Annotated in this window: 19 protein-coding genes; 12 read left to right on the top strand and 7 right to left on the bottom strand. The window is 38.0% G+C overall.

The window, feature by feature from the left end; genetic code table 11:
• Positions 1 to 299 precede the first annotated feature (299 nt).
• The 7 genes from LBE40_RS04405 (at position 300) to gmk (ending at position 6,485) form a co-directional block, all read left to right on the top strand.
• Complete coding sequence (locus LBE40_RS04405) at positions 300 to 890, top strand: undecaprenyl-diphosphatase (RefSeq protein WP_004860287.1); 591 nt, start codon at positions 300 to 302, stop codon at positions 888 to 890.
• A gap of 76 nt (positions 891 to 966) precedes the next feature.
• Positions 967 to 1,911 carry an ACP S-malonyltransferase gene (gene fabD / locus LBE40_RS04400; RefSeq protein ID WP_004860285.1) on the top strand — a complete coding sequence of 315 codons (945 nt, stop codon included), beginning with the start codon at positions 967 to 969 and terminating at the stop codon, positions 1,909 to 1,911.
• A 19-nt stretch (positions 1,912 to 1,930) separates the two neighbouring features.
• Complete coding sequence (gene fabG, locus LBE40_RS04395; protein ID WP_004860283.1) at positions 1,931 to 2,668, top strand: 3-oxoacyl-[acyl-carrier-protein] reductase; 738 nt, start codon at positions 1,931 to 1,933, stop codon at positions 2,666 to 2,668.
• 262 nt (positions 2,669 to 2,930) lie between these two features.
• On the top strand, positions 2,931 to 3,167 hold the full coding sequence (locus LBE40_RS04390) for an acyl carrier protein (protein ID WP_004860281.1): 237 nt from the start codon (positions 2,931 to 2,933) through the stop codon (positions 3,165 to 3,167).
• A 107-nt stretch (positions 3,168 to 3,274) separates the two neighbouring features.
• Positions 3,275 to 4,537, top strand: a complete 1,263-nt coding sequence (fabF, locus tag LBE40_RS04385; RefSeq protein WP_004860276.1) for a beta-ketoacyl-ACP synthase II — start codon at positions 3,275 to 3,277, stop codon at positions 4,535 to 4,537.
• A gap of 106 nt (positions 4,538 to 4,643) precedes the next feature.
• Complete coding sequence (mltG, locus tag LBE40_RS04380) at positions 4,644 to 5,753, top strand: endolytic transglycosylase MltG (RefSeq protein ID WP_004860274.1); 1,110 nt, start codon at positions 4,644 to 4,646, stop codon at positions 5,751 to 5,753.
• Between the two features lie 66 nt (positions 5,754 to 5,819).
• Positions 5,820 to 6,485 (top strand): guanylate kinase, encoded by a 666-nt coding sequence (gene gmk, locus LBE40_RS04375; protein ID WP_040297041.1) that lies wholly within the window; start codon positions 5,820 to 5,822, stop codon positions 6,483 to 6,485.
• A gap of 47 nt (positions 6,486 to 6,532) precedes the next feature.
• On the opposite strand, the gene rsmA is transcribed toward gmk, so the two are convergent.
• From rsmA to lptF, 6 genes are all read right to left on the bottom strand, one after another.
• Positions 6,533 to 7,363: a 16S rRNA (adenine(1518)-N(6)/adenine(1519)-N(6))-dimethyltransferase RsmA gene (gene rsmA / locus LBE40_RS04370; protein WP_004860271.1), complete on the bottom strand. Its 831-nt coding sequence runs from the start codon at positions 7,361 to 7,363 to the stop codon at positions 6,533 to 6,535.
• On the bottom strand, positions 7,354 to 8,367 hold the full coding sequence (gene pdxA, locus LBE40_RS04365) for a 4-hydroxythreonine-4-phosphate dehydrogenase PdxA (RefSeq protein ID WP_004860269.1): 1,014 nt from the start codon (positions 8,365 to 8,367) through the stop codon (positions 7,354 to 7,356). The genes rsmA and pdxA overlap by 10 nt, the downstream gene beginning before the upstream one ends.
• Entirely contained in the window at positions 8,367 to 9,323 is a 957-nt protein-coding gene (locus LBE40_RS04360) for a SurA N-terminal domain-containing protein (protein WP_004860268.1), read from the bottom strand. The genes pdxA and LBE40_RS04360 overlap by 1 nt, the downstream gene beginning before the upstream one ends.
• A 116-nt stretch (positions 9,324 to 9,439) precedes the next feature.
• Entirely contained in the window at positions 9,440 to 11,794 is a 2,355-nt protein-coding gene (locus tag LBE40_RS04355) for an LPS-assembly protein LptD (protein WP_004860266.1), read from the bottom strand.
• A complete protein-coding gene (gene lptG, locus LBE40_RS04350) occupies positions 11,795 to 12,886 on the bottom strand; it encodes an LPS export ABC transporter permease LptG (protein WP_004860264.1) in 1,092 nt (363 codons plus the stop codon).
• Positions 12,883 to 14,073 (bottom strand): LPS export ABC transporter permease LptF, encoded by a 1,191-nt coding sequence (lptF, locus tag LBE40_RS04345; RefSeq protein ID WP_004860261.1) that lies wholly within the window; start codon positions 14,071 to 14,073, stop codon positions 12,883 to 12,885. The genes lptG and lptF overlap by 4 nt, the downstream gene beginning before the upstream one ends.
• A 421-nt stretch (positions 14,074 to 14,494) precedes the next feature.
• Between lptF and LBE40_RS04340 the strand changes: the two genes are divergently transcribed.
• The 3 genes from LBE40_RS04340 to LBE40_RS04330 are packed head-to-tail and all read left to right on the top strand — an operon-like array spanning position 14,495 to position 15,373.
• Complete coding sequence (locus LBE40_RS04340) at positions 14,495 to 14,941, top strand: DNA polymerase III subunit chi (protein WP_004860260.1); 447 nt, start codon at positions 14,495 to 14,497, stop codon at positions 14,939 to 14,941.
• Positions 14,941 to 15,120 (top strand): hypothetical protein, encoded by a 180-nt coding sequence (locus tag LBE40_RS04335; RefSeq protein ID WP_040297011.1) that lies wholly within the window; start codon positions 14,941 to 14,943, stop codon positions 15,118 to 15,120. The genes LBE40_RS04340 and LBE40_RS04335 overlap by 1 nt, the downstream gene beginning before the upstream one ends.
• Entirely contained in the window at positions 15,110 to 15,373 is a 264-nt protein-coding gene (locus tag LBE40_RS04330) for a hypothetical protein (protein WP_040297040.1), read from the top strand. The genes LBE40_RS04335 and LBE40_RS04330 overlap by 11 nt, the downstream gene beginning before the upstream one ends.
• Here LBE40_RS04330 and LBE40_RS04325 read toward each other — a convergent pair.
• Positions 15,370 to 16,659, bottom strand: a complete 1,290-nt coding sequence (locus LBE40_RS04325; protein ID WP_004860253.1) for an MFS transporter — start codon at positions 16,657 to 16,659, stop codon at positions 15,370 to 15,372. The two genes, LBE40_RS04330 and LBE40_RS04325, sit on opposite strands and share 4 nt — an antisense overlap.
• 575 nt (positions 16,660 to 17,234) lie before the next feature.
• Here LBE40_RS04325 and bafA (LBE40_RS04320) point away from each other — a divergent pair.
• Both bafA (LBE40_RS04320) and bafA (LBE40_RS04315) read left to right on the top strand, forming a co-directional pair.
• Entirely contained in the window at positions 17,235 to 20,972 is a 3,738-nt protein-coding gene (gene bafA / locus LBE40_RS04320; protein WP_252615142.1) for a BafA family autotransporter, read from the top strand.
• Between the two features lie 376 nt (positions 20,973 to 21,348).
• Entirely contained in the window at positions 21,349 to 23,913 is a 2,565-nt protein-coding gene (gene bafA / locus LBE40_RS04315) for a BafA family autotransporter (RefSeq protein ID WP_004861631.1), read from the top strand.
• Positions 23,914 to 24,059: the final 146 nt, after the last annotated feature.

The following is a 24,059-nucleotide window of genomic DNA, read 5'->3' as shown; positions in this document are numbered from 1 at the left end:
GCGACTTGTCTTTTTTGGAAATCCAAAGAAGAAAGGACGCGTTTACAATTTGAGACATCCGAGAGCGGAGACACAGGAGGTCGGAAACATTGCGTCTCCTACTGGTTACTTTCCAGTCCTCCGTTCAACCTCCAGCTAAAGTACCGATAACGAACGTTTGACATTTACAGCTTATCTTTAAAAATAGCAAGTTTATGCGTATAAAAAATTGATTTATTGAATCTTGATATATTTTTGTACGGTTCACACTTTTACAACAGAGACAAAGCTGTAAGGCTACAAGCATGAAGGAGAGAAGAATGAATTTTTTAAACCGAGTTGATGTTGTACTTTTTCAAATGCTTGCTGGCAATCATCAATCATGGTCGGTTTTAGTTGCATTTAGTATTTTTTGTGCAAAGTTTTTGATTTATGTTATCCCTCTACATCTTTGTGTGTTGTGGTTTTACGATGGAAATATGGAACAGCGGCGCGTAGCACTAAGCATTTGCGTGAGTATTTGTGTGTCTCTTTTTGTAGGTTATCTTATTTCTCTTATTTATTTTCATCCACGCCCATTTGTTACGGGTTTGACGATACCCCTGATTAAGCACCATGCAACAGCTTCTTTTCCTAGCAATCATGCTGTGACTATTGCATCTTATATGGCGAATCTTTATTTTTACCGATACAAAATTGCTTCTAAGTTTGCAGCGGTGTTGTTATGTTTAATCTGTTGGGGGCGCATCTTTGTTGGTGTACATTATCCTTTTGATGTTTTAGCTGGTACAATTTTAGGAAGTATCATAAGTTGGGGTGTTATTCAGTTTATGGCACCGTATTTTCCTAAGTTTTTATATCAAATACCACCATTAAAATATAAATTTAAGAGAGATATTTATTCCAAATAAGGTACTTTATCTTGATTTGTGCTTATGAATAAGATCAAAAGAGAATAATTTAATTGCACAATTTAGGAGTCGATTGATGGTGGCAGCTTTTACTTTTCCAGGGCAGGGGAGTCAGCTTGTTGGTATGGGCAAAATACTTACAGAGCAATTTGTTGCAGCACGGATGGTTTTTGAAGAAGTCGATGATGCCCTAGGAGAGAAATTATCAGATATCATTTTTGAAGGACCAGAAGATGTTTTGACGTTAACAGCAAATGCACAACCAGCATTAATGGCTGTATCTATGGCTGTTATTCGTGTTATGGAACAATTGGGGCTTAATATAAAAGAAAAGATAAAATTTGTTGCAGGTCATTCTTTAGGTGAATATTCAGCTCTTTGTGTTGCTGGTACATTTAGTCTGACTGATACAGCAAAACTTTTGCGCATACGTGGAAATGCTATGCAGGCTGCTGTCGCTGTTGGTGAGGGTTCTATGGCAGCACTTATTGGTTTATGTGAGCAAGATGTGGAAGAAATTTGTAAAACCGTTTCTGAAAAAGGATTATGCCAGATTGCTAATGATAATGGGGGAGGACAAATTGTTATTTCAGGGGAGACAAAGGCGGTCGAGACAGCGGTAAAGATTGCGTCAGAAAAAGGTGCTAAACGTGCACTTCTTCTTCCTGTTTCTGCACCTTTCCATTCAAGCTTAATGCAACCTGCTGCTGATGCCATGAAGAAAGCACTTTTGTCTGTTAACAAAATTGCCCCTCTAGTTCCTCTCATTGCTAATGTTTCTGTTGCGCCAGAGAGCGATCCAGAGCGTATTGTTATGCTTCTTGTTCAACAAGTCACAGGGAGAGTGCGATGGCGTGAAACAATAGAGTGGATTGGTGCTAATGGGGTTGATACGCTTTTTGAAGTTGGTTCTGGAAAAGTATTAACAGGCTTAGCGCGTCGTATTAATAAAGACATAAAGGGATTAACAATTGGGACAGCTGAAGAAATAGAAGCGGCACTACAGGTGCTTGGCGTTTAATCTGTAAGGAGTCTAAAAAATGTTCAAATTAACAGGTCGTAAAGCTTTGGTGACGGGAGCATCCGGAGGAATTGGTGAGGCAATTGCGCGATGTTTCCATGCGCAAGGAGCAATTGTTGGGCTCCATGGAACACGTGAAGACAAGCTTAAAAAAGTGGCTACAGATCTGGGGAAAAATGTTTTTGTGTTTCCTGCTAATCTTTCTGAGCGTAAATCTATTAAGCAGTTAGCTGAAGCAGCAGAAAAGGAAATGGATGGTGTTGATATTTTAGTTAACAATGCCGGAATCACCCGTGATGGTCTTTTTGTACGTATGCAAGATCAAGACTGGGATGATGTTTTAGCGGTTAATCTAACAGCTGCTTCTACTTTAACACGTGAATTAACACATTCTATGATGCGACGTCGTTATGGAAGGGTTATTAATATAACATCTATTGTTGGAGTTGTTGGAAACCCTGGGCAAACCAACTATTGTGCTGCAAAAGCTGGTTTGATAGGCTTTTCTAAAGCATTGGCGCAAGAAATTGCTTCACGAAATATTACTGTTAATTGTATTGCTCCAGGATTCATTAAATCTGCAATGACCGACAAACTTAACGAAAAACAAAAAGAGACCATTATGGCTGCGATTCCTATGAAGCGTATGGGGATGGGACAAGAAATAGCTTTTGCTGCTGTTTATTTAGCGAGTGATGAAGCGGCATATATGACGGGACAAACACTACACGTCAATGGTGGGATGGCAATGATCTAAGTATTTGCTTTATTCCACATTGATTTATAAGTCGTATTATTTTAGATAGTAATGAATGAAATGGAAAGATACATCTATTTTTTTAACATGGTGAGTTAATCAATTTATGTCGGAATGTCAGGTTGTTTTATTTTGTAGGGGATATCCACAGGATGTTTTAAATCGCTGCTAAAATCTTTAGAGTAATGCATCTATTGCTTGATTAGATGAGCCGATATAGCTAACCAAATTATAGGAAATATATAAATTTAAGGATTTCAACATGAGTGATACAGTAGAGCGCGTTAAGAAAATTATCGTGGAGCATCTTGGTGTTAATGCAGATAAGGTAGTGGAAAATGCAAGCTTTATCGATGATCTAGGAGCAGATAGCCTTGATACGGTTGAGCTCGTTATGGCTTTTGAAGAAGAATTTGGTGTAGAAATCCCAGATGAGGCTGCTGAAACAATTTTCACAGTTGGTGATGCCGTAAAGTTTATCGATAAAGCTTCTGCGTGATGACCGAAATGCAAAGGCAAAAGCGTAAAATGCTTTTGCCTATATTCTTTGGGGCTGTTTTGAAAAGTGAGCTTTGAGGGGTGAATCTCAATTCAAGGTTAGAAGTTATGAGACGTGTTGTTGTTACTGGTTTAGGATTGGTATCTCCATTAGCTGGTGATGTCGAGTATAGTTGGAAACGACTTCTTGAAGGGAAAAGTGGTGTTCGACGCATTACTGAATTTGATGTGTCCGATTTGCCATGTCAGATTGGTGCTCGTATCCCCTTGGGAGATGGAACAAATGGTACATATAATGCTGATTTGCATATGGACCCCAAGGAACAGCGTAAGGTGGATGCATTTATTGTTTATGCAATGGCTGCTGCTGACCAAGCGCTTTCAGATGCTGAGTGGTTTCCTCAAAATGATGAAGATCAGATTTGTACAGGTGTATTAATTGGTTCGGGGATTGGTGGCATTGAAGGCATTGTTGAGGCCGGTTATACGCTTCGTGATAAAGGTCCACGGCGTGTGTCTCCCTTTTTTATTCCAGGACGTTTGATTAATCTTTCTTCTGGCTATGTGTCTATTAAGTATGGTTTGCGCGGTCCTAATCATTCGGTTGTAACGGCTTGTTCGACAGGAGCGCATGCAATTGGTGATGCAGCGCGTTTAATTGCATTAGGTGATGCAGATGTAATGGTGGCGGGCGGCACTGAATCGCCTATAAATCGAATATCTCTTGCTGGGTTTTCTGCTTGTAGAGCTCTTTCTACTTGTCGTAATGATGAGCCTGAACGAGCATCACGTCCTTATGATGCTGATCGTGATGGCTTTGTGATTGGGGAGGGAGCTGCGATTGTTGTTTTAGAAGAGCTTGAACATGCAAAAAAACGGGGTGCTCGTATTTATGCTGAGATTATTGGCTATGGTTTATCTGGTGACGCTTATCACATTACAGCTCCTTCAGAGAGTGGTGAAGGTGCGCAGCGCAGTATGATGGCAGCTCTTAAGCGTGCACAAGTGAATGTAAGTGAACTTGATTACATTAATGCTCATGGAACATCAACGATGGCTGATGTCATCGAGCTATCTGCTGTTGAACGTGTTTTAGGGCATTATGCACCACATGTGTCCATGTCGTCAACGAAGTCATCTGTGGGCCATTTACTTGGTGCAGCCGGTGCGGCTGAGGCTATTTTTTGTATTTTAGCTATACGAGATAATATAGCTCCAGCAACACTTAATCTCGACAATCCATCTATTGAAACAAAAATTGACCTTGTTCCACATAAACCGCGTGAACGAAAGATTGATATAATCCTTTCCAATTCTTTTGGGTTTGGTGGGACAAATGCATCTTTGGTGATGCGACGTTTTAGGGGATAATAAAGAGGTTTATTTGTTTCTTTTGCTTCTGAGTTTCCTTCTTTAATTATAGGGTTTGAGTGAGAAATTATAGTATGCTACCTAGAAATTGTTGAGGTTGACAGTTGTGTCCGATGTGAAAAATAAAAGAGCACTAAAGGACGTAGATGGTTTCTCTTTGAATCATTTAGCAGATAATGATGGTATGTTAGCACATAAAAAACGAAAGAAGTCATCTATAGTACGTAATCCATTAGTTGTTCTAGGCCATTTTTTTCTAATGATGGTTGTTGTTGTTATTTTGGCTATCAGTATTCCTCTTTATATTGGAAAAAGTATTTTTGAAGGAAAGGGGATGGTAGAGGAGGAGAAAGTCGTTTTTATCTATCCTGGTACAGGAATTCGTGAAATTGCTTCGCTGCTTGAAAAGCGTGGTCTTATTCGATCATCTGACATTTTTGTTTATGGGGTTGGTTACCATCAAAAAACAACACACCTTAAGGCTGGTGAATATTTAATTCCAGCACATGCTTCGATGCGGGATATTATGGATATCCTTGAGAAAGGAAAATCTATTGAATATACGTTTACAGTGCCAGAAGGTTTGACCGTTCAACAAGTTTTTGATCGATTAGCTGCTAATGAAATTTTGATTGGAGATCTTCCAAAAGTTTTACCTCCAGAGGGCAGTTTGATGACGGATACTGTTCGTTTTATTCGGGGAACAACGCGTGAGGAAATTATAAATAGACTGCGCGAAGGACAGACCAAATTAATCCAAGCTATATGGGCTACACGTTCACCTGATTTACCAATCAAATCCATTGATGAATTTGTTATATTGGCATCTATTGTGGAGAAAGAAACAGGAATTGCAGCAGAGAGACCAAAGGTTGCCGCTGTATTTTATAACCGTCTTGCAAAACATATGCGTCTTCAATCTGATCCAACGGTAATTTATGGTCTCTTTGGTGGAAAAGGAATGCCATCCGGTCGTGCAATTTACCGTTCAGATCTTGAAAAAGAAACACCATATAATACGTATAAAATTAATGGTTTGCCACCAACAGCCATTGCGAATCCAGGTCGGGATTCTTTGCAAGCGGTAGCGCATTCACCAAGTAGTGACGTGCTCTATTTTGTAGCGGATGGTTCAGGAGGGCATGTTTTTTCTAGAACTTTGGAGGAACATAATGCAAATGTTCGCAAATGGCGTGCATTAAAAGCGACACATTAATTTTTGGGACTATAAAAAACATATTACTGAAGTTTTGAAGAAAAGTTAAAAAAGTAGAACAGTATGATGACATTTTTTAAGGATGAATTGACTGCTAAAAAAAGAGATAAACGTCGCGGTTTTTTATTTATTCTCTCTTCACCTTCAGGCGCTGGTAAATCAACTCTTTCTCGCTTACTTTTGAAAGATGGACAATTAGAGCTCTCCATTAGCGTGACAACACGGCAAAGACGTCCTAGTGAAGTGAATGGTCTTCATTATCATTTTATTTCAAAGAAAGAGTTTGAACGTAAGCGTGATGGTGATGAATTTATTGAATGGGCAGAAGTTCATGGAAATTATTACGGCACTTTACGTGAAAGTGTTGAAAACGCGTTAAGTGCTGGACGAGATATGTTATTTGATATTGATTACCAAGGTACAAAACAGCTTCAAAAAAAGATGCTAGGAGATACTGTATCTGTTTTTATTCTTCCACCATCAATGAAAGAGCTTGTTTCACGTTTGCATCGTCGAGCAGAAGATAGTCAAGATATCATTGATCTGCGACTGGAGAATGCACGGACGGAAATGCAGCATTGGCGTTCTTACGATTATGTCGTTATTAATAAGGATTTAAATCAGTCTTTGTCGCTTATTAAATCGATTTATTTAGCTGAAACAGTAAAACGTGAGCGGTGCTCCTTTCTTGAATCTTTCATTGACGGGCTTATTGCTGAAAAGATTGATTAATATTCTTATTGTTTTGAAAAGGAATAGTGAGCAAAAAGTTATGCTGTTTAAATCACCAAATTAGCTAAAGCTACAAATTCGGCAATTGAAAGTGTTTCAGCGCGGCGTGTTCCATCGATTCCAGCTTTTTCTAAAAGCATTTCATCTCCAAGTGTTTTGAGATTTTGACGAAGCATTTTTCGTCTTTGTCCAAAAGCGGTTTTTGTGACAAAGCTTAATTTTTGTGCGGAGCAGGTAAGAGGTTGTGTTCGCGGAATGATATGAACAACGGAAGAAGTTATTTTGGGTGCTGGTATAAAGGCTTGAGGAGGTACATCAAAAGCAATTTTAGCAGTGGTACGCCATCCGGTTAAGACACTAAGACGTCCATAGTGGGCTGATTGAGGTTTTGCGGTAATGCGGTTGGCAACTTCACGTTGAAACATCAATGTCATTGATTCATAAAAAGGAGGCCATGGTTCAGCCAACAACCAATTTAATAAAAGTTGTGTTCCAATATTATAGGGAAGATTTGCAATAATGCGTGGTTTTTCTGGATATGTTTCAAAGAGTTTTGAAAAATCTTGCTTTAGTGCGTCATTACAAATAAGTTTTAGTTTTTGAGGATAGTGCTGCTCTATCTCTAAAAGAGCCGGTATACAACGTTCATCACGCTCTATCGCTGTAACAATGGCACCTTTTGCAAGCAAGGCACGTGTCAGCCCCCCAGGACCTGGACCAACTTCAATAACAGGTTTTCCTTCTATATTTCCTGCTTGATGAGCAATTTTAGATGTTAAATTAAGATCAAAAAGAAAATTTTGGCCCAAAGACTTATGAGCTTGTAATCGATATTTATTAATTACTTCACGCAGAGGAGGAAGAGCATCTATTGGCATGATATCAAACTATTTTTTGCAAGTTGACTTGCAAGTTTAAGAGCAGAAATAAAGCTTTCAGGAGAGGCTATTCCTTTATCAGCAATATCAAAAGCAGTTCCGTGATCTGGTGAAGTACGAATAAAAGGGAGTCCTAAAGTGATATTGACAGTGGTGTCAAAGTCCAATGTCTTAACAGGAATAAGGGCTTGGTCGTGATACATGCAAAGAGCAACATCATATGCCTGTCTTGCTTTTTCATGGAACATTGTATCGGCAGGCAGTGGACCTACAATATTGAATCCTTTATTTTTAAGGTATTCAACAGCAGGAAGGATAATTTCAATATCTTCTTTACCCATTGCCCCTTCTTCTCCAGCATGAGGATTAAGGCCAGCAATAGCGAGACGAGGAGAAGTTATTTTAAATCGCGTTTTTAAGTCGTTTTCAGTAATTAATGCCGTTTGAATAATTAAATCGCGAGTGACATGTGAGGGGACTTCATTGAATGGAATATGAACAGTAATGGGAACTGTTTTTAATCGAGGTCCAGATAACATCATAACCGGATGATAGCATTTATCGAAGATTGTGTAGGCCAAATCAGCTAAGAATTCTGTATGACCTGGAAATTTAAACCCAGCGTCGTAAAGGCTTTTTTTTGCAATAGGGCAAGTAACGAGTGCGCACGCATGTCTATCTCGAATCAACTGAACGCTGCGTTTAATCGCTTCAATTATTCCAGCAGCATTATCAGGTGAAGGCGAGCCTAGTTGATCGCTTTGTCGGTTTTTTAATGGTATTATAGGGAGAGCAGTTTGAAAGTTTTTTACAGGATCATTTATTAAAACAGATTCTACTTCAACATCTATATGTAAAAAACGAGCGCGCGAACGAATAACGTCTGGATCAGCAAAAAGAGCAAAAGGTGGAACTTGACGTGTAACACGCAAACTCCACGCTTTTAATACTATTTCAGGACCAATGCCGGCAGGATCACCACCACTAACAATAAGTGCAGCCATTATGAGTTTTGAATACGCGCTACCCGCCGTAATTCTTCCAAATATTTCTCGCTTAATTTTTCAAGTTTTTGTGGGCTTTTTTGCTTATTATCTTGAATAGAAAATATGAGTCTGGCAACATAATCATCAGAAACTCTTTTTATTTTACAAACAGCAAGCGCCTCAATTCCATCAGATGTTTCTTGCAATTGGGTCATTTTTCCTACAGGTGTTGCAAGGATAGCTTGTTCCCACGCACTAGGAAGCTGGGGTTCGAGAAACTTTCCCAAGTTGCGGACAGTAACATCTAAAATACCACTTGCCTGTTTTCTGGTGTTAGCACATCCTCGGAAATGTGCACGAAAATTGTTTGCTTCTCTCTGACGTTTTTCAAAGATTTCTGAACGGCGGTGTGCAGGAATAACAAAAATAATTCGTTGTAGTGTATATTCATTGGTTGAAGGTTTCACACCACCATTTTTTAATATTCTGCGTACAGCTTCTTGTTCAGTAATCATACCCGCTTCAGATTGATAGCGTGCATTAACAAGACGGCCCCATCCTATTTGACCACGAATATAATCTTTAAAGTGTTGTACTGTGATATCATTTTGAATCAGAATCTGGTTGAGCTGATCAATGCTCATATTATTTTGCGTTGCAAAATTCTCAAAAGCACTCTCGACTTCATTATTGCTCACCTCAATATTACGGCGCTTTATTTCGATGTTTTTAAGTACTTCATTAATAAGCTCATTTTTAGCTTGCGCAATAAGATTACCTTGCTTCTGTTGTAATCTGAGAAAAGCAGCCCGTCTTTGTATATCATAATTTGTGATAGGATTGCCATTGACTGTGACAGCAATGACAGTCTGCGCGAAGACTGAAGGAATTAAAAATTCACTTACCATCAGGTTGCTTACACTCAAAGGTGCAATGCAAAATAAAGCAAAAATACCTTTTTTAAATTTTTTCATATAAGTAGGCCTTCGCATTGTTCATTAATTCTAATTCATTGCTTAAAATATACGTTTTTTTTCTTAAAAACAACGATAAGTTAAACCGGTTATACATTCTCTTTATAAATTTGAATTTATCTTTTTCCGATATCTGCAATTGTACGCAATGAAAGAGAGAAATTAAAGTTTTGCAAAGGTGTTTTTTTTCCTGGATTAGTTACCTGCTGATAACCGAAAGTTAGACCGAAACATTCATCTGTATAACTTAGGCTGATTCCCCGCTTTACGAATGTACCGGATACCAAATCATAACCAGCATTACTGCTAAGAGACCAATAGTTAGCCAGTTTAAGATCAGTTTGAAAAGAAATCTCTTGGCGCTTTTGTGGATATTCATAATCTGGTTGATTTGCGATATAGGCATATTGTACAGCCGCCCCAAAATTTTGCCATTTCTTTGATGCTTCAATTTCATTGCGGTGGATTTTTCCTGTTTTTTTATCAAAACGTCCACGAGCTTCTAGAGAAAAACCGTTCTTATGGTTTGCACCAAACATTGCAACATAGTCTGAACGTTTTTCTTCGAGGCTAGAATAAATACCTACATTAACAAAGTCCTTTTCTGCAAAAGAATTTTTTCCTGCAAGATGAAAGGATTGTCCAACAAGACCATAAAGAGACCAATTATTGTTGAAATTTCCAGAATATCTGAGACCTATATTAGCTCTTGTTCCACCTTCTACGCGGTCATAACCAGAGAATTTATTACGTTGAAAGAGAGTTGTTGCGTCAAATACGAAGCTTTGCGCGTCTTCATTAGGGACTTGTCCGATATATCGTTCATTATTACGGATAAAAATTTGTGTTGTTGGTTCTATAATATGTGTAGAGTTGTTCAATGTAATGAGAAAGGGATACCGTAATTCCAAACCTGCCGTTGCTATGCCACGGAGTGCTGAGCCACGAAGTGTTGATGAGGAATCGTTCATTATAGGAGCAGCATGGTTTTCGTTGCTATTTGTTGTAATAACATCAGCACGTAGAGAGAGAATAGGGGTTAATATGAGGCCTTCACGTGTGTTGAAGCGCTTTTTCCATTCGAGCTCGTTTGTTAAACGAAAACTATTTCCAGCTATACCAGAAAGCCTAGTAGTATTAAGAGGATGGTTATTCCAGTCGTTAGAATTGAAGTCAGTATGACGACGATAAATTGATTGCATATTGCTATGGAAGGTAAGTATTCCAGTATAAACTGGCTCATCTGGTGTGAAAGAATAATCAATGCGGGGGAGAACCCACGCTTGCCGAGAGTGGCGTTCATAATGGGAGTCGTTCAATATTAAATCTTGAACTTTGAAATGGTAAAAACGCATATCAAAGTGGTTTCTCCCTGCAAGGCCATTCAAATAAACCTGAGAAAGCTGTATAGGATTGCTATAGTTTTCAAGTTTATAGGCACGACTAAAATGCCGATCAGACTGTGCGAGAATATCCCATCCATAAGTCCAACGTGAATTAATACGAAAGTCCCCTTTTGTTGCTAGCATATAACGGTTTTTATGCTGTGCATCAATCGTATCATTGTCAAAGTTGTGCGGTTTCATTTGGTATATATGAGCGAAGCGAATGTTGTAATTGCCCGTTTTAAAACGTTGACGCCACTCACCCTCGGTTAAGAGCCCTTGTTGGGTATAAAGCGTAGAAGAAAGTGTAAAATCATAATGAGGAGCGAGATTCCAGAAATAAGAATTTTTTATGCCCAAGCCAAGATAATCGGAATAAAAAAGACGAGGTGCAAGGAGACCGCTAACACGTTTCACAGTTGGATCATGGAGCTCAAAATTCGGAAATTGTATAATAGGCACACCAAAAACTTCAAAACGGCTGTTTTCAAAGCGAATTTTTTTGGTGGTGTTATTCCATATAATTTTCCTCGCTCTAATTTTCCATAGAACTTCTCTATCTGGTTTATAAAAGCAAGGTTCACAGGCTGTATATGTAGCATTGTTAAAGACTGTTACTCCGCTGTTACTGCGTGTAGCACTTGTAGCTGCAAAATGGATATTGTTAGCGGTATCAATGCGTAAGGCATTTACGAATCCCTCGCCGAAGTCTTTGGTCATATCAATTTGATTGGAATAAATTTTATTACCATCTTTTTGAACAACTTCAACATTGCCTTGTGCTATGATTCGTCCTGTTTTTTGATTATAAGTGACTTTTTTAGCGAGGACTTTGTTGCCATCATATTCGATTTGAACATTGCCTTGTGCAGAAACAGTGTTTTCATCACGATTGTAGATGAGTTCATCTGCAGAGAGTAAGAGAGGGCTTACCGGATTCTGGATATGATTTTGAGTAATAGAAGTAAGGCTTTTAGCGTGTGCAGAACACGATAAAGACACACCTAAAAAAAGGCTCATGACACTTCTAAAGGCAAGTACACTTAATTTTGTTAAAATCACTCTCTTACTTATTAATGCTTTCACTTAGCCATCCTCTTTGTGAAGTAAAAAAGAGATTCCCAAAAATAATGCAATAACAACGGGTGTCCAAGCTGCAATAATTGGTGGAATATACCCAGTATTACCAAAAGCCTGAACGAGTACGGAAATAACATAAAGCATGAAGCCAGCTAGTACGCCACCAAGAATCAATGTTCCAGATTGTCCAAAGCGTGTAAAGTTTAAAGATACAGTTGCTGCAATGAGAGTCATTGCTACAAGCAATGCAGGTAATGCAATCAAAGATTGTAAATACATATCAAAACTATTAGCAGAGTAGCCAAATGAACGTGCGATTATAATTTTTTTTGGTAGTTGGTAAAATGGGATAGTCGCTGGATTTACTAAACGTTCAGTTAAAAATTCAGATTTTAGATTGGTTTTTATTTGAAACGTAGTAAATTTTTCAGGAGGATGTCCTATTTTATAAATTATCCCATTCTTTAATAGCCAAGCACCGTTTGTTAGTGTTGCTTTTTTGGTGTTAATCCAATTTTTAACTGTTGCGTTATCGTTGTATTGTACAAAAGTTGCATCGACAAGAGAAAGTCCTTGATCCGTGATAGATTTGGCACCAATAGTCGTTCTACCTGAATTTGTACGTTGTGTGAACCATGGGATACGCGTGTGATGAAGAGGTGTTAGTACATTACTACTACGCCACTCAGTCATCATTTTTTCTGCTTGAGAAAATCCCCATGCGGCAAGTGGGTTAATGAGAAAAATTGAAAATAATCCAAAAAGAAAAGCTCCCAAACAGGCAGGCATAAGAAATTGCCATGCAGAAACACCAATTGAACGAGTCACAACAAGCTCAAGTTTTCGATTAAGCGATATCAACATTACCATTGCAGAAAAGAGTGCAATAAAGGGGATGAGTTGTTGCATTATAAAAGGGATGCGTAAAACAGAAACGAGAAATGCATCTTTTGCCGTATAACTGGGAAGGTGAGATAGCCGACCAGAGTTTTCTGTAAAATCAATTAAAAGGGCAAGAATAAAAATGCCTACAAAAAAATAACAAGTTGTTTTAAAATAACGTATAAAAAAATATCGTCCAAGCGTCCACCCAATCATGAGACCTCATCCGAGGGATATTGAGATTTTCGATGTTCAAATTTGTTTACCAATTTTTGAAAAGCTACTTGAATAATCTCGTTAAGTTTTATGGGGATACCAATTTTATGATTTGTTAAGAGCATGAAAAAAGTAAATACACTTATTCCTATAGGTGTAATATAAAGAAGAGGAATGTATGCAAGATCGCTCTTTGCTTTTTCGGCGAAAAAATATCCTATCCAATATACTAGCAAGGAAAAGGCAATTGCGGAAAAGTTCGCAGAATAACGTACTTGCCGATATGAGCGCGCATCTCCTGCTGCCGCTAATGCAATCAATGAAAAAATAATTGGATAAAGCCACTCTGTAAACCTACGGTGCAATTCAGCTCTATATTGGAGTGGTTTTCGCTGATAGTAAGGATCCTTAGGATCAGGATTTAGTAAATAAGAAAGAGGCTGATCTTTTGGATAAAGGGAGGGCGCTTTATCGTTAGGAATGAATTCCCCTAGGTTAAAAGTATATGAGCTAAATTGAACGATCGAAACACTATCATTTTGATGATTAATTCTTTCTATTTCACCGTTATGAAGGACTAAGAAGTTGCCGCTGTTATTGCTTACAATTGAGGCGTCTGTTGCATAATAAAAAAGATCAGTCTTAGGATCGCGCTGGTCAGCAATGAAAAGACGCTCAAGTGTCCCATTTGGATTCCGTTCACCAATTTCTATGTAAAGGTTATTGGCAAGTTTTTGGAAGCTGCCTTCACTAATGAAAAGATTAATAAGATCAAAATGAGCACTTGCTAGCATTTGTCGCATATTAAGACGTGCTTGAGGAACAACAAAATTGGCTATAGAAAAGGAGACACATGATGCAATAATAGAGATAAGAAGAATGGGTTTCCAAACAGTACTTTTTGGAAAACCAGAGGCACTGATGATCGCAAGCTCGGAATCTTGATTCATTGAGGAAAGGGTACTTGTAATTGCAATTACTAATGCAAATGGAATGACAAGAAAAATTACAGAAGGAACCAATGAAAGTGAAAAGTGCAAGACCGTGAAGAGCGTTTGTTTACTTGTTGTGAGAAAGTTTATCCGAGCAAGAATTTGCACCGTCCAACTGATACTGATTGCTGCAGTCATAACAGCACTGAACAAGATAAGAACGCGCTTCAGGATGTATAGCTCAATAATACGCATAGATTGGGTAACATCCTCAGTCTTTAATGAAGAGAGCAGATTCTCTACACTACTTTGGGTTAGAAAATATAACCAAAATTTAAAAATTACCTTTATATATATTGCACATCTTTACCAAATAAAGAACAATAAGGCAGTTAGCAAACTTCAGCTTATTCTGCCATACATTATATTCCATTTTCAATTGTAGTCTATAGAGAAGCTAGAACACGAACTAAAATGAACCTTTTTACGAGGCTTTAAAATGATAATTTACCTTTTTTCTTTTTCTATCTTTAATACCCATGAAAAAAAAGATAATACATACTAATTAGAAAAAGAGGAATCGTTATATTTTCAACTCTTTCCTTTTACTGAAGGCATAGAAGTTTCTCCAAAAAGGTGTTGGCTTTTTTATAATAGAGTGATGAGGGTTAAGAAGATGGATATTCTTTTCTATCATTTGACGCAGTCAACGCTAGAAGATATTTTGCCAACGCTTGTGGAGCGTGCACTGGATCGTTTTGGTAGGGTAACAATACAATGTGTGAGTAAAGAACAATGTGATGCTATAGATACGCGTTTATGGGTTTATGCTGATGAAGCATTTATTGGACATGGAACTGAGTATGATCAGCATCCAAATTTACAGCCTGTATTTCTTACTACAGGACAAGAAAATCCGAATGATTCAAAAATACGCTTTCTCATAGAGGGAGCAGTATGTTTAGATATTAATGCTTATCAACGGCTTGTAGTGATATTTGATGGTCGAAATGATGAGCAGTTGAATCTTGTTCGTGCACAGTGGAAAAAATATAAAATAGAAAATCATGATTTAGCTTATTGGCAGCAGACTGAGGATCGCTGTTGGGAAAAACAAGTTTAATGCGTGTAGCATCTACTATTTTGATTTGTATAGGATTGATAGGAATGATGAATCCAGCATTCTTTATTGCAGAAGGATCAGGAGGAGGTCGTTGGGTTTTTATTGTGATTTTTATTTTGGGAGCACGAAAGATGTGGACTACAATCAAAAAAATTAAATGGCATAATGATGATCATTGAGCGGATTTTGCTTGTTTTGTGGGCTGTGATGTTAGCTTTTTTTTGCGTTTCGTGGTTGGGGACAACGCATATTTTATCAGAAATGTTTTCAGTTACGTATATTGGCACTATCGCAGATATTTTGTTCTTTTTTCTGAGTGCGCTGTTTGCTGGAATACTATGGTGGAGCGTACCTAAAACAATGTCTTTAAAAATGAAACTGGCGGCATTTTTACCGCCAGCACTCGTCTTATTATTTTTTATTGTGTACTAGTTTGATATCTCATCATCCGTAAATCCAATAAAGCAAATCAGTGAAATAAAAGAGGAAAGGAGAAGATAATAGCCAACATAAGCAATACCGAAGTTTTGCACCAAATATTCTGCAGTATAGGGTGCAAGAGATGCGCCTATGATACCGGCTAAATTAAAGGTTATAGATGCGCCAGTGTATCGAACTTCTGTCGGAAATGGTGAAGCAAGAACGGCACCAAGAGGACTATATATCATTCCCATGATCGATAAGCCAATAATGGACATTACAAAGAGTCCTACAATTCCAGAATCTAGGAGATAAGGAATTGCAAAAGAATAAATACCAATGATTATCGTTACCAAAATCATCAAAGTTCTACGCCGAATGCGATCAGCGATCTTTCCGGTTAGGACAGTAAAAATGCCGCAGAAAACTGCACCGATCAATTCTACTTCAAGGGCTTGATTAAATGACAATCCCATATGGTTTGTTGCATAACTTAGCAAATAGGCAGACACCAAATAAAATAAGACAAATGTTGCTATGCCGGAAAAAGTGCCCAAAAATAAGATTCGTGAATGTTTGAAGAAAACGTCTATGATAGGCACTTTGACGCGCTCTTCACGTTCAAGAGTTTTTTTGAATTCGACGGTTTCACTGATCGAAATACGCACCCATAATCCTACAATTGTGAGAAAAGCTGAACCAATGAATGGAACACGCCATCCCCATGCGAAAAGTTCGTCATGATCAAATACAGCCCACATTCCTAAATAAGCTGCAATAGATAGGAATAACCCCAGTGGAACTCCTAATTGTGGAAACATTGCATACCAACCACGTTTCTCTGGTGGAGCATTTTCTGTTGCGAGTAAAACAGCTCCTCCCCATTCTCCTCCTAATCCAATTCCTTGACCAATACGGCACATGGTTAAAAGGAATGGCGCCAATAAACCGGCTGTTTCATAAGTAGGAAGGATGCCAATGACAACTGTTGAAATACCCATCATCAGAAGAGATGCTATCAGTGTTATTTTCCGTCCAATCTTATCGCCAAGATGTCCAAAAATGACTGATCCAAAAGGCCGCGCAAAAAAGGCTGCACCAAAAATGAGAAAAGATTGCAGAATAGCAAGCTGATCATTTTGTGTTGGAAAAAATAAATGAGGAAATATAAGGGCTGCAGCAGTTCCAAAAACATAAAAATCAAAGAATTCAATTGTTGTACCAATAAGGCTTGCAAACAAAATTCGACGAGGCGAATTTTTGGGGTTTAAGCCTTGTTTTTCTAAGCTTATAGACATACATGTCCCTTTCAATATATGACAAACCAAATTATGAAACTAAATTCTTAATAGTTATAGAAATTTCAAATCAGTGTCGAGTCGATATTAGTGTGTCTCTACTGTTTTGGAACGATGATTGCACTGTAAGATGTAACAGAATTGAATACAATAAAGTCATCGTTTTAAATGTCATAGAAAATAGAAATATGTTTCTATTTTCTATGTACGATGTAATTCATTAATCTTGTATTACTGTTTCCTTTAAAACATGGCACTATTTTAATCTATTTAGAAAGCAGCTGATTTTTAAGATCAGTATTTAGTATCTCAAGGATATTCGAAAGATTTTTTTATGGATGTAATTAGAACACTTTTTAAGCGTATAGATAATTATTTTCACTATTTGATTGTGCATAGGTTTTAACACACACGATAATATTTAATGAATCAGATTTTAGTGCACTGAATGCCTTGTATACGATGATTTATCATTTTGAAAAACATAAAATTGAGCAGGTGTGATGTGTTGTTTTTATGTATGCACTCTTTCCAAATACGAGGAATTTTTCATTTGAAGTTATGGAGTGTGGAGAATGCAACACAAATTGAGGATAAGTTTTTGTGCATTAATGGCTAGTAGTTTTCTTGTAAATATTGCAAATGCTGAGGAAGTAACTGTACTAGGAGAAAAATCATTAACATCAGTGAGTGTAAATGAGCAGCTAGGAGAAATGGGCAAGAATCTCGACAGTGAGAATCTTATAATTAAAGGCGGTACAGTTGAAACTGTTAGGAACGGAAAGGTTTCAAAAGGCACTCTTATTGGTAAATATGGGTTACAAAGTGTTGAGTATGGAGGACAAACAGAGGAGGTTAAAGTTCGTGGTGGTGAACAAATTGTTTTAGGAGATGGGAGCTATGCTTACAATTCTGAAATTCATGGTGAAGGTGAAACATCAGGGCAACAGAATGTGTATGATGATGGAGCGGCTTTTTTCACAGATGTTATGAGTGGAGGAGAACAAAATCTTAGTACATGGTTTGGAGAGGTAGGAGGATTAGCAGTAGATACGAGGGTTTTTGCTGGGGGGCTACAGAGCGTTTTTGCCGGGGGTAAAGCAAACACCGTTACTTTGGAGGATGGGGCTCTTCAAAGAGTCTATGCTGGTGGGCGTGTGGAAACTTTGACGATCAATAGTGGAGCTAATTCGTTGATTTACTCCGGTGCTATATTGCAAGGAGAAGTAAAGGTTAATGGTTCTGGACGGCTTCGTCTTTATGCTGGAGATAAGGGGCAGCAAACGAAAGCAGAAGAAATTATTTTAAATGGAAAAGAGGCCAAATTATACTCTATCGCCACTGAAGTTGATGGGTCAAGTTCTCTGATTCAAAAGTTAAGTGGTGAAGGGAGTGTTATTTTCACTTCTACTGTTTCTAATTCTACAGAGTCTAGCCCATATTATTCTCTGCTTTATATTGATGACCTTTCGGGGAATATACATTTCAATTTGCGTGCTAATTTTGCAGAGAACTACGGTGATTATCTTTTAGTAGAGAAAGGAGTGGGCAACCATACAATAAGTGTTGTGGATTCTGGTGCTGAAATTTTAAACTCTTTTTTCCATCCATTGGATTTAATTACTGATAAAAGAGGAAAAGCTCATTTTTCTTTAAAAAATCATTCCGGTGAAAAGGCTGAAGCTGTTGATGGTGGAGCCTATATGTATGATTTGAAACAGAAAAATAGCGAAAATGGAGGAGGAAAAATTTGGTATTTAGCTGCTGCTGAGAAGGTCTCTACTGCTGTAATCACTTCACCGAATACGGCGTTACCTATACCTAGATCTTTTGGAAAAGAAGAAGATATGACAGTTTTGCAAGATCCTATAGTCAGTTCTTATACAAATGATTTCGGTATTGGTGAGGATATATTCATTTTGCAAAGTTCCGTACTCAGTGATGATAATGTAGTTTATATTTCTGACGTTGGAGAGGTTGGTGTTCACAAATGGTCTATTAACAATATGGTTGAGGGATCTGGAACGCTTTATATTGAGGCAGGTGGTTTCAGTAAGAATACTACAATTGCAAATGGTGGTTCTGAAGTTGTTGCAGAACAAGGAGTTTCAAAATCTACGATCATTTATGAAGGCGGACAACAGAGGGTGGAGGGGGGCGGAACAGCAATGGAGACGGAAATCTATGGTGGTAATCAACTTGTTTTCGGAGAGGGCGATGTGAACGATGGGGTTGTGAGTAGTACTGCTTATAACACCACAATTTATGGTCAGGGTGAGACACTGGGGCAACAGAGTGTGTATGATGATGGGGTAGTTTCAGAAACAAAAATTATGAGAGGAGGGGTACAAAATCTTGCTAAATGGTTTGCAGACGATGAGGGTTTTGCATTAAAGAGCGGTGGTTTAGCGATGAATACTGAAGTTTTTGAGGGTGGGATGCAGCGTGTTTTAACAGGAGGTGAGGCAGACATTGTCACTTTATACGCTGGTGCTATTCAAGTAGTTGATGCTGGTGGATACGTGAAAAATTTGACGATTAATAGTGGAGCTAATTCATGGGTCTTTTCTGGTGCTATATTAGGAGAAAAAATAACAGTTAATGATTTGGGACAGCTCCATCTTTATGCCGGAGATTATAAACTTCGAACTACAGTAGAAGACATCAACTTAATTGGAGAAGAGTCTAAATTATATTCTATTGCCGGCATTTCTGACGGCAGGAGCTCTTACATTCAAAATTTGAGTGGTGTGGGAAAAGTTATTTTTACCTCTGCCGAGCCTAGTTTACACTACTCTCAACTTTATATTGACAATCTTTCGGGTAGTATGCATTTCAATTTTAATGTAAGCCTTGCAGAAGGAAAAGGTGATACCCTCTTCATTCAGAATGGTGGTGGTTTTCACACAATAAGCGTTGTAGATTCTGGTATTGAAATTGTCGATCCTTCCTCAAAAGATCTTAATTTAATTGTTGATCAAAGCGGAAAAGCACATTTTACTCTAAAAAAATTTTCTGGTGCGAAGATTAGTGCTGTTGATGGTGGAACATATACGTATGGTTTGAAACAAAAAGACGGTGAGGATGGAAGCAAAAAAATTTGGTATTTGTCTGCAGTATACATTGATAGTTTTCCGCGTAGGGGCAGATCTCGCCGAAACTTAGAGCACAATCAAGCAGTTTCTGTTCTTTCAACTATTCCAATTCAGGAAGATTTGGTTAATAAGTCATTATGTTCGAATAGTAGTTGTCTGAGTAACCACCATCTTCCTAATGAGAAACAACAGTCTGTTGTTTCTACAGATAATCAATCTTTAGCTGATCAAATGATTTTACGCCCCAGTGATCAGGATCAAGCTTTTACACAATTGAGGCAGGAACCTTCAGTTTCTCACTTTTTGACCACTCCCTCTACGGATGCGGTGTTATCTATGTCTGTAGTCCCTCAGCTTGTTTTTCACAATGAGTTGCAAACTGTACGTGCGGGAAGAGGAATTCTAGATAGAAATAAGAAAAATGCCGCTCTATGGACATATGCGATCAAGAGCAAAGAAAACATTGCAACGGGTCATACAGATTTTAAGCTTGAGCAGACGGGTGTAGTTCTAGGTATAACTGGTTTAAGCGAGCTAACAAATGGAGAGTTTTATATTGGTGGTTTTGGTAGTTATGATCAAGCACGTGTAGCGCATGCACGAGGTGGGATTAGTGGCATAACCACTTATAGCATTGGAGCTTATGCTACTTATTTTGACCATAGCGGGTGGTATGTAGACAGTATCTTGAAATACAATCGTTACCAAAATGGTCTGAAGGCTGTTTCAACGAACGGTTTAGATATTGAAGGAAATTATACTCAATGGGCAGTGGGGAGCTCCTTTGAAGCTGGTTATCGTATTAAGACGTCAAAGAGCAGTTGGCTACAACCTTATGCACAATTCACGTGGATGCAAGTTGAAGGTAAAGAAATCAAACTTTCCAACAAAATGACAGGTGATATCCGCCCATCGACTTCATTGCGTAGTGAGGTTGGATTATCTTTAGGATATGAATTTGGATTAGGCATAGATACTTCATCACTAATTTACATTACGGCAGCATGGTTGCGAGAGAATAAGGATAACAATCGTACAACGATTAATAAACTACATAAATTTACTACAGACTTATCAGGGAATGCAGGTAAGTTAGGAGTTGGTTTGAGCAGTTTAGTCAGTGATAAATTAAAGCTTTATGCGGAAGCACATTATGTCAAAGGGCGTAAGGTGAAGCAGTCACTCCAAGGTATTTTGGGTGTACGCTATAGCTTTTGATCGTATCTTTGTTCTCTGATCAGTTTTAAATTGTATATTTTTTACAAACTAGATATTTGATGATCAGAGAACAATTTTTGAGAAAATACAAAGGCACTTTTTATAACACGTTACATGCCTTATAGTGCGGGCTGTTTCTTATATCTTACTTTCTTGCTCTCTTGTATAAACAATTTTTGGATGAGGGTTAAAAAATAATTTAGGCACTACTTTTTACTCTAGATAAAATAGAGAATTCAGTGAAATTTGAATAGCAATTTTTATAATATTAATAGATTGTTAAGGATATTTCTTAAAATTTTAGGTTGAAAATAAATTATGCAGAGCTAATTACCTTTGATGTCTACCCAGACGTGAAGGGGGGGAGGATATAGTTATGCAATATAAATGGAAATTAAGCTGTTGTGCACTCATAATCAGCAGCTATTTTGTGCAAACTGCAGTTGCAGGTGAGAGCGGGACTCAGCTTTTTTATCAGCCTTCGGACTATAGCGTAAATGAGAACACACTCCATAGTCAGTATAATGATGGTTTGATAACAGGGAAATACACAAAGATTAGAGTATCTAAAGGTAATATTATTGTAAAGGCGCACGGTGAATCAGGCTTTTTTGAAAAGCTTAGTGCTGTCACTGTGGATAAAAATACTGAAATATCGCTTAGCAAAGTGCAAGGACTTAATGAAAATAATGCTATCAATATTGAACAGAGTGCGAAAGAAAGAAATTTTGCAGTACGTAAAAAGCCTGAACTCATCTTTGTTAAGGATGGAGCAATTCTGGAAAATTTTGTACTCGTGAATGATGCTAAAGCCTATATTTCCAATGATGGTGAGGTGGATAGTCCAGGGCGGTCTGTCAATAACACGGTTAGGGATGGTGCAGAGATGTATGTTTATGGAGGAGGTCTTAGTGAAAATAGCAAAATTGAACATGGTGGAACTGAAAGTATTCAGGCTTTAAATGGAAAACAAGGATTTTCAAAAAATGCTGTTGTTAAGGAAGGCGGACAACAAAGTGTTGGGAATGGAGGAAAAGTAGAAGGAACTGAAATTTATGGTGGTGAACAGCTTGTTTTCGGGGAAGGTGATGTTGGAGGACAGATTAAAGGGAGTAGTGCTTCTAATACTGTAATTTATGGACGAGGCGAAATACTGGGGCAACAAAAGGTATATGATGGGGGAATAACTTGGAATACGAAAGTTATGCAAGGAGGTATACAAGAGATTGCCAAAAAATCTCAAAGCGCAAAAAATGGTGGTTCTGCGTTTGATTCACAAATCTTTGGTGGCGGCAAACAGCGTGTCTTAGAAGGAGGGAAGGCTATTGGTGTCTCTTTAAATGAGACTGCTGTTCAGGAAATATATGGTGATGGATTTGTAAAAAATCTAACAATGAATGATGAAGCAAAATCATGGGTTCATGCTGGTGCAACATTAGAGGGTAAGACACTGGTAAATCATTCTGGACAGCTTCATCTTTATGCCGGAAATGATCAACATCATACTAAAGTAGAAGATGTTATTTTAAATGGACAAGATACAAAACTATATTCTATCACTGATGAGTTTGATGGAAAAAGCTCTCTCATTCAGAAATTAAGTGGTGAGGGGAGTGTTATTTTTGCTTTTACTGGTTCTGATCCATATTACTCTCAGCTTCATATTAATGATCTTTCGGGAAGTTTACACTTTGAGTTCAATACCACTATTGCACATAACCGTGGTGATTATCTCTTCATTGAGAAGAGCAAAGGTAGTCACACAATAAGTGTTGCTGATTCTGGTGTAGAAATCACCGATCCTTCTTCAAATAAGCGTGATTTAATTACGGATCAAAGCGGTGGGGCTCATTTTACTCTGGTAGGTATCGCTGGTGAAGAAATTAATGCTATCGATGGTGGAACCTATATGTATGGTTTGAAACAGAGAAAGGACGAGAATGGAAAAATTTGGTTTTTATCTGCCGATCGCATCGATGATCCTGTACCTCCAGATCCAGTAAACCCGTTGGTTCCTGGTGGGGAAACAACAACTCCTTCAGTTGATGCAGTGCTCTCCATAGCAGTAGCTTCTGGACTTATTTTTAATAATGAGCTGGATATTGTACGTACTGGGAGAGGGATTATGGACCAACACAGAAAAGATACAGATCTATGGGCTTATGCAATTAAAAGCAGAGAACGTATTGCTACAGGCCATACACGTTTTAAGCTTGAGCAGACAGGTATAGTATTGGGTGCTGATCAGTTGAACGAGTTAACACATGGAGATTTGTATATTGGTGGTTTTGGTAGTTATGATCAAGTACGCATTGCTCATATACGAGGCGGTGATAGCGACATAAGCAGTTATAGCGTTGGAACGTATGCGACTTACTTTGATAATCGTGGGTGGTATATGGACGGGATTTTGAAATATAACTATTACCGAGATAATCTGAAAGCTATTTCAACGAACGGTTTAGCCATTCAAGGCAATTATAATCAGTGGGCGATAGGTGGGGCATTTGAGATTGGCTGTCGTTTTGAGCCGGCGCAAAGTACTTGGATGCAGCCTTATGTTAAGTTAACAGGTTTGCAAGCTCAAGGTAGAAAAATCAAGCTTTCTAATGGAATGACAGGTGATATAAGCCCATTAACTTCGTTCCGTAGTGAAGTTGGATTAACTGCAGGGCATGAATTTATTTTTGGTGCAGAAACTTCATTAACGGCTTACATTACAGCAGCTTGGTTACGCGAGAATGTAAATAATAATCATACGACAATTAATAACCAGTATAAGTTTATCACAGACTTGTCTGGAAATGCCGGTAAATTAGGAATTGGTTTGAACAGTTTTGTCAACGAGAAACTAACGCTTTATGCGGAAGCACACTATCTGAAAGGGCATAAAATCAAGCAGTCACTTCAAGGTATTTTAGGATTACGTTATAGTTTCTAAATATGCATTTTACGCGCTGTTTAATCTTAGAAATCTCATTATCTTCGTAAGCTAAACATTCAATACCTATGCACTCTCAGGAGCATATAGACATTGAGAGTGATTTTAGGCTTTGTTAAAGGTGCTGTTTTTTTTCATTTATTATT

This window comes from Bartonella taylorii, assembly GCF_023920105.1.
GTDB classification, from domain to species: Bacteria; Pseudomonadota; Alphaproteobacteria; order Rhizobiales; family Rhizobiaceae; genus Bartonella; species Bartonella taylorii.
Note: the sequence above shows the minus strand (reverse complement) of the source record. Positions and strands in the feature narration are given on the sequence as shown.

Bases quoted from the DNA above. Each gene is read 5' to 3' on its own strand.
- fabG (WP_004860283.1), top strand. From the start codon at position 1,931: ATGTTCAAATTAACAGGTCGTAAAGCTTTGGTGACGGGAGCATCCGGA.
- lptF (WP_004860261.1), bottom strand. From the start codon at position 14,073: ATGCGTATTATTGAGCTATACATCCTGAAGCGCGTTCTTATCTTGTTC.
- LBE40_RS04340 (WP_004860260.1), top strand. From the start codon at position 14,495: ATGGATATTCTTTTCTATCATTTGACGCAGTCAACGCTAGAAGATATT.
- LBE40_RS04335 (WP_040297011.1), top strand. From the start codon at position 14,941: ATGCGTGTAGCATCTACTATTTTGATTTGTATAGGATTGATAGGAATG.
- lptG (WP_004860264.1), bottom strand. From the start codon at position 12,886: ATGATTGGGTGGACGCTTGGACGATATTTTTTTATACGTTATTTTAAA.
- LBE40_RS04360 (WP_004860268.1), bottom strand. From the start codon at position 9,323: ATGAAAAAATTTAAAAAAGGTATTTTTGCTTTATTTTGCATTGCACCT.
- LBE40_RS04390 (WP_004860281.1), top strand. From the start codon at position 2,931: ATGAGTGATACAGTAGAGCGCGTTAAGAAAATTATCGTGGAGCATCTT.
- LBE40_RS04405 (WP_004860287.1), top strand. From the start codon at position 300: ATGAATTTTTTAAACCGAGTTGATGTTGTACTTTTTCAAATGCTTGCT.
- fabD (WP_004860285.1), top strand. From the start codon at position 967: ATGGTGGCAGCTTTTACTTTTCCAGGGCAGGGGAGTCAGCTTGTTGGT.
- bafA (WP_004861631.1), top strand. From the start codon at position 21,349: ATGCAATATAAATGGAAATTAAGCTGTTGTGCACTCATAATCAGCAGC.
- bafA (WP_252615142.1), top strand. From the start codon at position 17,235: ATGCAACACAAATTGAGGATAAGTTTTTGTGCATTAATGGCTAGTAGT.
- LBE40_RS04330 (WP_040297040.1), top strand. From the start codon at position 15,110: ATGATCATTGAGCGGATTTTGCTTGTTTTGTGGGCTGTGATGTTAGCT.
- rsmA (WP_004860271.1), bottom strand. From the start codon at position 7,363: ATGCCAATAGATGCTCTTCCTCCTCTGCGTGAAGTAATTAATAAATAT.
- gmk (WP_040297041.1), top strand. From the start codon at position 5,820: ATGACATTTTTTAAGGATGAATTGACTGCTAAAAAAAGAGATAAACGT.
- pdxA (WP_004860269.1), bottom strand. From the start codon at position 8,367: ATGGCTGCACTTATTGTTAGTGGTGGTGATCCTGCCGGCATTGGTCCT.
- LBE40_RS04325 (WP_004860253.1), bottom strand. From the start codon at position 16,659: ATGTCTATAAGCTTAGAAAAACAAGGCTTAAACCCCAAAAATTCGCCT.
- fabF (WP_004860276.1), top strand. From the start codon at position 3,275: ATGAGACGTGTTGTTGTTACTGGTTTAGGATTGGTATCTCCATTAGCT.